This window comes from Prevotella sp. Sow4_E9_plate, assembly GCF_052116205.1.
Classification (GTDB): domain Bacteria; phylum Bacteroidota; class Bacteroidia; order Bacteroidales; family Bacteroidaceae; genus Prevotella.
The window spans coordinates 34,478-41,783 of sequence record NZ_JBQKLN010000036.1 but is presented as its reverse complement, the minus strand read 5'-3'; the positions used below and the strand labels follow the sequence as shown (position 1 = coordinate 41,783).

General features: G+C 48.0%; 5 protein-coding genes and 1 pseudogene. 5 read left to right on the top strand and 1 reads right to left on the bottom strand.

Annotation, left to right across the window (positions count from 1 at the left end; translation table 11 throughout):
* Positions 1–148: pseudogene (locus ACTQ53_RS12790) on the top strand (IS1380 family transposase); the annotation flags it as partial.
* A gap of 350 nt (positions 149–498) precedes the next feature.
* Here the strand turns inward: ACTQ53_RS12790 and ACTQ53_RS12785 are convergent.
* On the bottom strand, positions 499–1,767 hold the full coding sequence (locus ACTQ53_RS12785) for a serine/threonine protein kinase (protein WP_441933330.1): 1,269 nt from the start codon (positions 1,765–1,767) through the stop codon (positions 499–501).
* A 126-nt stretch (positions 1,768–1,893) separates the two neighbouring features.
* On the opposite strand from ACTQ53_RS12785, the gene ACTQ53_RS12780 reads away from it, so the two are divergent.
* From ACTQ53_RS12780 to ACTQ53_RS12765, 4 genes are all read left to right on the top strand, one after another.
* Positions 1,894–2,889: an NAD-dependent epimerase/dehydratase family protein gene (locus ACTQ53_RS12780; protein WP_441933328.1), complete on the top strand. Its 996-nt coding sequence runs from the start codon at positions 1,894–1,896 to the stop codon at positions 2,887–2,889.
* Positions 2,890–2,938: 49 nt separating this feature from the next.
* On the top strand, positions 2,939–3,925 hold the full coding sequence (locus ACTQ53_RS12775) for a phosphatase PAP2 family protein (protein WP_295346933.1): 987 nt from the start codon (positions 2,939–2,941) through the stop codon (positions 3,923–3,925).
* 56 nt (positions 3,926–3,981) lie between these two features.
* Positions 3,982–5,316 (top strand): tRNA (N6-isopentenyl adenosine(37)-C2)-methylthiotransferase MiaB, encoded by a 1,335-nt coding sequence (gene miaB / locus ACTQ53_RS12770; RefSeq protein ID WP_294969359.1) that lies wholly within the window; start codon positions 3,982–3,984, stop codon positions 5,314–5,316.
* 127 nt (positions 5,317–5,443) lie between these two features.
* The gene (locus ACTQ53_RS12765) at positions 5,444–7,297 is read left to right on the top strand and encodes an ABC transporter ATP-binding protein (RefSeq protein ID WP_295346931.1); all 1,854 of its coding nucleotides are present in this window, start codon (positions 5,444–5,446) and stop codon (positions 7,295–7,297) included.
* Positions 7,298–7,306 lie beyond the last annotated feature (9 nt).

Sequence of the window (7,306 nt, the reverse complement as noted above, 5' to 3'; positions counted from 1 at the left end):
GCTCAAGAAAACGAGTCGCATAAAGGCTTTTGTCTTCAGATTCATCTCCGTACCTGCCAAGTGGATCATGACTGCAAGGCAATACGTGCTGAATATCTACACAGAGAACCGCGCTTATGCAAAACCCTTCAAAACAGAATTCGGATAAGAATCCTTTCTTTCCGGTTTGAATCTGCGTATTACCTCAAGTCGCATCGTGGGGTAAGGGGATGTTGGCTACATATTGATGTTGTGCTGTTGCTTTTTACTGAAAGCTGCTACTAACGACTCATAAATCTACCCTTAATCGTGTATTGGATGATAGTTGCGGGTTTTAGGAAAATCTGAAAGCGTATTTATAGTCATTTGAATCATTTTCTATGAACCCAGGATATTAGAGCAGGACAGATATAACATCCCTGCGGTCTGAGATTCTATATGAATCTCAAACCATATCCTTTTAACAAAGAAATGGCATCCCCTCAAAACCAGGGAGTGCCATTTTTAATTTGATCGTTGTCATTTCTCAAACTCCACAATATAAGTAAAGCGCCCCCACGGTGAACGGCAATAAGCATCTTTGCTACCCTTAGGAACATAGAGAACAATCTTCCTAAAACTAAGAGCCTCAAAGATATCATCCATCGTCACCTTCCAAAGTGCATTTCCCAACCTAGGTGGCGTCTTGCTACGGAAATATATACTCTCCAGATTAGGACTGCCAGCAAAGATATGTTTCATCACGTGCAACTTGGGATTATCAGGCATCACGACCCGCTTCAGGAAAGGGTGAGCAGCAAAGGCACTATCCTCCAACTCATCTACACGATAACTCACACCCTGATATTTCACGGTAGCAGGAATCTCGATGACAGAATCCCGGTCATTGGCAGCACTTACTGTAACCAAACCGCCACCCCACGACTTATATTCCAGGTTGCCAACAGTAAACTGAGCAACCACATCGTATAGTATCTCTGGCTTTACCACCTTATTATATAAAACAATACCTGATGTACCCAAAACTAAAAAAGCGAGAAGACAGTTTAAAGCTTTTAGGCGACGATGAAGCGACTGAATATGCATCCTTAAAGCTAACACATTAGGATACCGATACTCTAAAGGAAGAAAACATCTCTTGACAGCCCAACGGCAAGACCATCCCAGCCGCATCTCCTTCAAGATGACTCCCAGACTGTAGATATCATTGCGCACATCAGGCACACTCTCTTCCTGCTGCTCAGGCGAAACATACCCTTCGGTACCGGCAGGGCTTTTCAGAATGGTATAGCTGTCGGCATCAGAGAGCCCGAAATCAATCAACTTGATCGTACCTCCGTTACGGGCTATCATGATATTGGCAGGTTTCAGGTCGCGATGCACAATCTGCTGATCGTGCACATACTCCATCACCAGCAAAAGCTGGTGGGCAATCTGCCGGCGCTCCAAACCGGAATGCTTCTGGGCAAGCCACTCATCAAGCGTCACGCCATCTATCCATTCCATCACGATACACCTGCCGTATCCCTCAACTTCTTCCAACCCCTCCACCTTCACAATACCGGGATGGTCAAGACGGGCAAGAATGTCATATTCCTTCTGCTGAAGCTGCAGGAAGGTAGAATCATGACACACATCAGGCTTCAACGATTTCAATATCCACCACTGACCGTTGCGCTTGGCACGGAGCAGGACATTAAAACCGCTGGTAGAGAGCTCGGAGATTTCCGTGAATCTATCCGAAACTGCATCTACAGGAGACAATATAAAACCTGAAACTTGCGTCATAGCTGCAAAGATAATACTTTCTGATGAAGAAACAGAAGAATTTAAAATAATTTTAGCATAACATGACGGATAACTCATGAAAAAATAGTATCTTTGCACCCAAAATTGCAATTTTATTAATAATTAATGAAGATTCTAGTAACGGGTGCATCGGGTTTTATCGGCAGTTACATCGTGGAAGAAGCCTTGCGACAAGGCATGGAAACCTGGGCGGCAGTACGCCCTACCAGCAGCAGGAAGTATCTGCAAGACGAACGCATCCATTTCATCAATCTCAACCTTTCTTCAGAGGAAGAGTTGGAGAAAGAACTCGCCCCGCATGAGTTCGACTATATAGTGCATGCAGCCGGCGCTACCAAGTGCCTGCATGCAGAAGACTTTTATAGGGTTAACACAGAAGGAACCAAACACCTGGTGAATACCATCCTGCATCTCGGAATGCCTATCAAGCGATTTGTCTTCGTCAGTTCGCTCAGCATCTTCGGAGCCATCCGTGAGGAGCAGCCTTATCAGGAAATCTGTGAGAATGATGTGCCTAGACCAAACACGGCATACGGCAAGAGCAAGCTGGAGGCAGAACGCTATCTTGACAGCATCGGCAACAACTTCCCCTATATCATCCTGCGACCTACTGGCGTGTATGGTCCTAGAGAAAAAGACTATTTCCTGATGGCAAAGAGCATCAAGCAGCATATTGACTTTGCTGTAGGATACAAGCGTCAAGACATCACCTTCGTGTATGTTCAGGATGTGGTGCAGGCTGTTTTCCTTGCCCTAGACCATGGTATGAACGGCAGGAAATACTTCCTCAGCGATGGCGAGGTATATCAGTCGGCTGCCTTCAGCGACCTGATTCACAGGGAATTGGGTAATCCGTGGATGCTGCGCATCAAGGCTCCTATCTGGGTGCTGCGCATTGTCACCTTCTTCGGTGAATATATCGGAAGGTTAACAGGAAAGATGTCGGCTCTGAACAATGACAAGTACAACATCCTGAAACAGCGCAACTGGCGATGTGACATCGAGCCAGCCATGGACGAACTGGGCTACCACCCTCACTATCCATTGGAAAGAGGCGTGAAACTCGCCATCAAGTGGTACAAGGATAACGGATGGCTGTAAAACATATCATAAAGTTCAATGTTCAAATCTCAAAGTTCAAAGTAACACCGTGATAAAAGATTATTTTAAGATAGAAAAGAACCCCAAGAAGGGTCTCCTACCACTGGAATGGGTGATGCTGGGATATATGGCTGTTACTGTCATTACCATGCTCTTTACCTATACCAAGCTGGTTAACCCGGAAGAAATGCTTTGGGGACGACTGAGGGTTCTCGCCATGACTGCAGCCCTATGGGCAGTTTACAGAATGGCACCTTGCAGGATAACCAAGATGGTAAGAATCATGGCACAGATAGCTCTTCTTGCCTGGTGGTATCCAGACACTTACGAAATCAACCGGATGTTCCCCAACCTGGACCATCTTTTTGCCGGCTGGGAACAGGACCTCTTCGGATGTCAGCCTGCCCAGCTCTTTGCCAAGGCAATGCCATGGGCAGTAGTGAGCGAACTGATGTCGATGGGCTACTTCATGTACTATCCGATGATAGCAGTTATCGTACTCTACTATTTTTTCTGCAGATACTATGAGGCTGAGCGTGCATCTTTTGTGGTGCTGGCTAGCTTCTTCATCTATTATGTCATCTACATCTTCGTACCGGTAGTAGGACCGACGTTCTATTTTGATGCCGTGGGAGCCAGAGACATTGCGCAGGGAATCTTCCCGGCAATGGGCGATTACTTCAACAGCCACAGCAACTGTCTGCCAACACCAGGCTATACTGATGGTATATTCTATCAACTCGTAGAAGATGCCAAGGCTGCTGGCGAACGTCCTACGGCAGCCTTCCCTAGTTCGCATGTAGGTGTAAGTACCGTCATCATGCTGTTGGGCTGGCATACGGGCAAGCACAAACTGGTTTATACGATGTTGCCATTCTACATTTTCCTGTGTCTGGCCACCGTTTATATCCAGGCACATTATCTCATTGATGCTGTGGCAGGACTCGTTTCGGGCGTTGTTCTCTACTTCGCCCTGATGGCAGTATCCAAGCACATGATAGAAAACAACTCATCATCCCGATTGAGATTCAGATAAAGACAGATACATATATATAATAACAACATTAATTTGAATAGAATTCATCTAGAACAATGAAGAAACTATTTATTGAGACTTATGGCTGCCAGATGAACGTGGCAGACAGCGAGGTAGTTGCCTCTGTGATGCAGATGGCAGGCTACGAGATTTGTGAGAAAGAAGAAGAGGCTGATGCCATCTTCCTGAACACTTGCAGTATCCGCGAGAATGCGGAAAACAAGATTTATCATCGCCTCGACACCCTCCATGCAGAGCAGAAGAAGGGCAGAAAGGTGATTCTCGGCGTATTGGGCTGCATGGCTGAGCGCGTGAAGGATGACCTCATCCAGAACCACTATGCCAACCTGGTCTGTGGACCAGACAGCTATCTCAACCTGCCGGATATGATTGCGCAGTGCGAGATGGGAACCAACGCCATCAACATCGAACTTTCCAAGACCGAGACCTACCGTGACATCGTACCTCAGCGCATCGGTGGCAACAGAGTGAGCGGTTTCGTAAGCATCATGCGTGGTTGCAACAACTTCTGCCACTACTGCATCGTTCCTTATACCCGTGGACGTGAGCGCAGCCGTGATGCCGAGAGCATCCTGCGAGAGGTGCGCGACCTGCACGACCGTGGTTTCAAGGAGGTTACCCTTCTGGGACAGAACGTAAACAGCTATGGTCTCTCTCCATCGGGCAAGCGTGAGGAAGGCAGTCTTTCCTTCGCCGAACTCCTGCACATGGTAGCCCAGGCTGTACCGGACATGCGTGTACGCTTCACCACCTCTAACCCAGAGGATATGACCGAGGACATTCTCCACGCCATTGCCGATGAGCCAAATCTCTGCAAGCACATCCACTTCCCTGCACAGAGCGGAAGCAATAAGATACTGAAGCTGATGAACCGCAAATACACCCGTGAGGAATATCTGCAGCGCATCGCCGATATCAAGCGCATCATCCCTGGCTGCGGCATCACCACCGACATCTTCGTGGGTTATCACGACGAAACCGAGGAAGACCATCAGGAAACCCTCTCGCTGGTGAAGGAAGTAGGCTTCGACAGCGCCTTCATGTTCAAGTATTCAGAGCGCCCTGGCACCTACGCAGCCAAGCACCTGCCAGACAACGTTTCTGAGGAAACCAAGATAGCCCGCCTCAACGAGCTCATCAAACTGCAGACCGAGGTGAGCGCTGAGCAGAACAAGAAGGATGAGGGCAAGGAATTCACCATCCTCATCGAGAACTTCAGCAAGCGTAGCCGCGAACAGATGATGGGCCGAACAGAACAGAACAAGGCGGTAGTCATCGACAAGGGCAACCACCATATCGGAGAATTCGTAAAGGTCCGCATCACCGGCTCTACTTCTGCAACTCTCTTCGGAGAAGAAGTAAAAGAGTAAGAATGCTTCTTCAGAAAAAGAAGCGAAAATATACCCAATCGCTCTTTGAAGAAGAAAAAACAAAGAAAACCAAAAGAAAACCGCTAAAAATTTGGCGGTTTTCTTAAAAAGCACTATATTTGCACCTATGAAGGAATTTTTGCAAATCTTACGCCGATTCGTCCCTCCATACAAAAAGTATCTGGGGCTCTCTGTTCTGTTCAATATCCTGTCTGCGGTATTGAACATATTTTCGTTTGCAGCCTTGATACCAATCCTGCAGATTCTGTTCCAGGTAGACGGTGGTATCCGTGCCAATGACTACATGGAATGGGATGGAAGTTTTGATACCGTCAAGGAGGTAGCTACCAACAACCTGTATTACTATATCCAGGAGTTTATCGTGGCACATAGTGCCTCCTTAGCCCTTCTGGTCATCGGCTTGTTCCTTGCTTTCATGACTTTCCTCAAGACGGGAGCCTACTTCCTGTCTTCAGCCACTATTATCCCTATCCGTACAGGTATCGTCCGCGATATCCGCAACCAGCTCTATCAGAAGATCACCTCGCTTTCTCTTGGTTTCTTCAGCGAGGAGCGCAAGGGAGATATCATCGCCCGAATGAGCGGTGACGTGCAGGAGGTGGAGAACAGCATCATGTCTTCACTCGACATGCTCTTCAAGAATCCTATCCTGATTCTCTTCTATTTCATCACGCTCATCTGCATCAGCTGGCAGCTCACCCTCTTCACCATCATCTTTGTACCACCATTCGGCTGGTTCATGGGATTCGTGGGCAAGAAGCTGAAGGCAAAAAGTACAGAAGCACAGGCTCTCTGGAGCGATACGATGAGTATGGTGGAAGAAACCCTGGGCGGATTGCGCATCATCAAGGCTTTCTGCGCAGAGGATAAGATGAACTGGCGCTTCAACCAGGTGAACAGCAGCTATCGCGACAACATCATGCGCGTGAACATCCGTCAGCAGATGGCTCACCCGATGAGCGAATTCCTGGGAACCATCCTTATCGTAGTGGTATTATGGTTTGGCGGTATTCTGGTATTGGACTATGGAAGAATCGATGGTCCTACCATCATCTTCTATCTCGTGATGCTCTACAGCATCATCAACCCATTGAAGGAATTCTCCAAGGCGAGCTATAATATCCCGAAGGGATTGGCAAGCATGGAGCGTATCGACAAGATTCTTCAGGCAGAGGTAGAAATCAAGGACAAGGAGAACCCTGACCATATCGCCAGCTTTGAGCACCAGATAGAGTTCCGCCATGTATCCTTTGCCTATACCGACCATCAGAACGATGAACTGGTTTATGTATTGAAGGATATCAACCTCGTGATTCCTAAGGGAAAGACCATCGCACTGGTGGGACAGAGCGGTAGCGGAAAGAGTACGATGCTCGACTTGATACCTCGTTACTACGATGTACAGGAGGGCGAAGTGCTCATCGACGGCATCAATGTGAAAGACCTTGCCGTGCACGACCTCCGCCAGCTGATAGGGAATGTGAACCAGGAGGCAATCCTCTTCAATGCCAGCTTCAAGGACAACATCCGCTTCGGCAAGACCGATGCTACCGATGAAGATATCGCCAATGCGGCAAAGATAGCCAATGCCTACGAGTTCATTACCAAGTCGGAACATGGTTTCGATACCGGAATCGGTGATCGTGGCGGCAGACTCTCCGGTGGTCAGCGCCAGCGTGTAAGCATCGCCCGTGCCATCCTCAAGAATCCTCCTATCCTCATCCTCGACGAAGCAACATCGGCTCTGGATACCGAAAGCGAGCGTCTGGTTCAGGATGCCTTGGAGAAACTGATGAAGACCCGTACCACCGTGGCTGTAGCCCACCGACTGAGTACCATCAAGCATGCAGACGAGATTTGCGTACTGCATGAGGGAAGAATTGTGGAGCGTGGTACACACGACGAGCTGATTGGAAAAGACGGATATTACAAGAAGTTGCACGATATGCAGCAGGTGTAATATAACTGA

Excerpts from the sequence above, each read along its gene's own strand:
- ACTQ53_RS12785 (WP_441933330.1), bottom strand. The coding sequence starts at position 1,767 with ATGACGCAAGTTTCAGGTTTTATATTGTCTCCTGTAGATGCAGTTTCG.
- ACTQ53_RS12780 (WP_441933328.1), top strand. The coding sequence starts at position 1,894 with ATGAAGATTCTAGTAACGGGTGCATCGGGTTTTATCGGCAGTTACATC.
- miaB (WP_294969359.1), top strand. The coding sequence starts at position 3,982 with ATGAAGAAACTATTTATTGAGACTTATGGCTGCCAGATGAACGTGGCA.
- ACTQ53_RS12765 (WP_295346931.1), top strand. The coding sequence starts at position 5,444 with ATGAAGGAATTTTTGCAAATCTTACGCCGATTCGTCCCTCCATACAAA.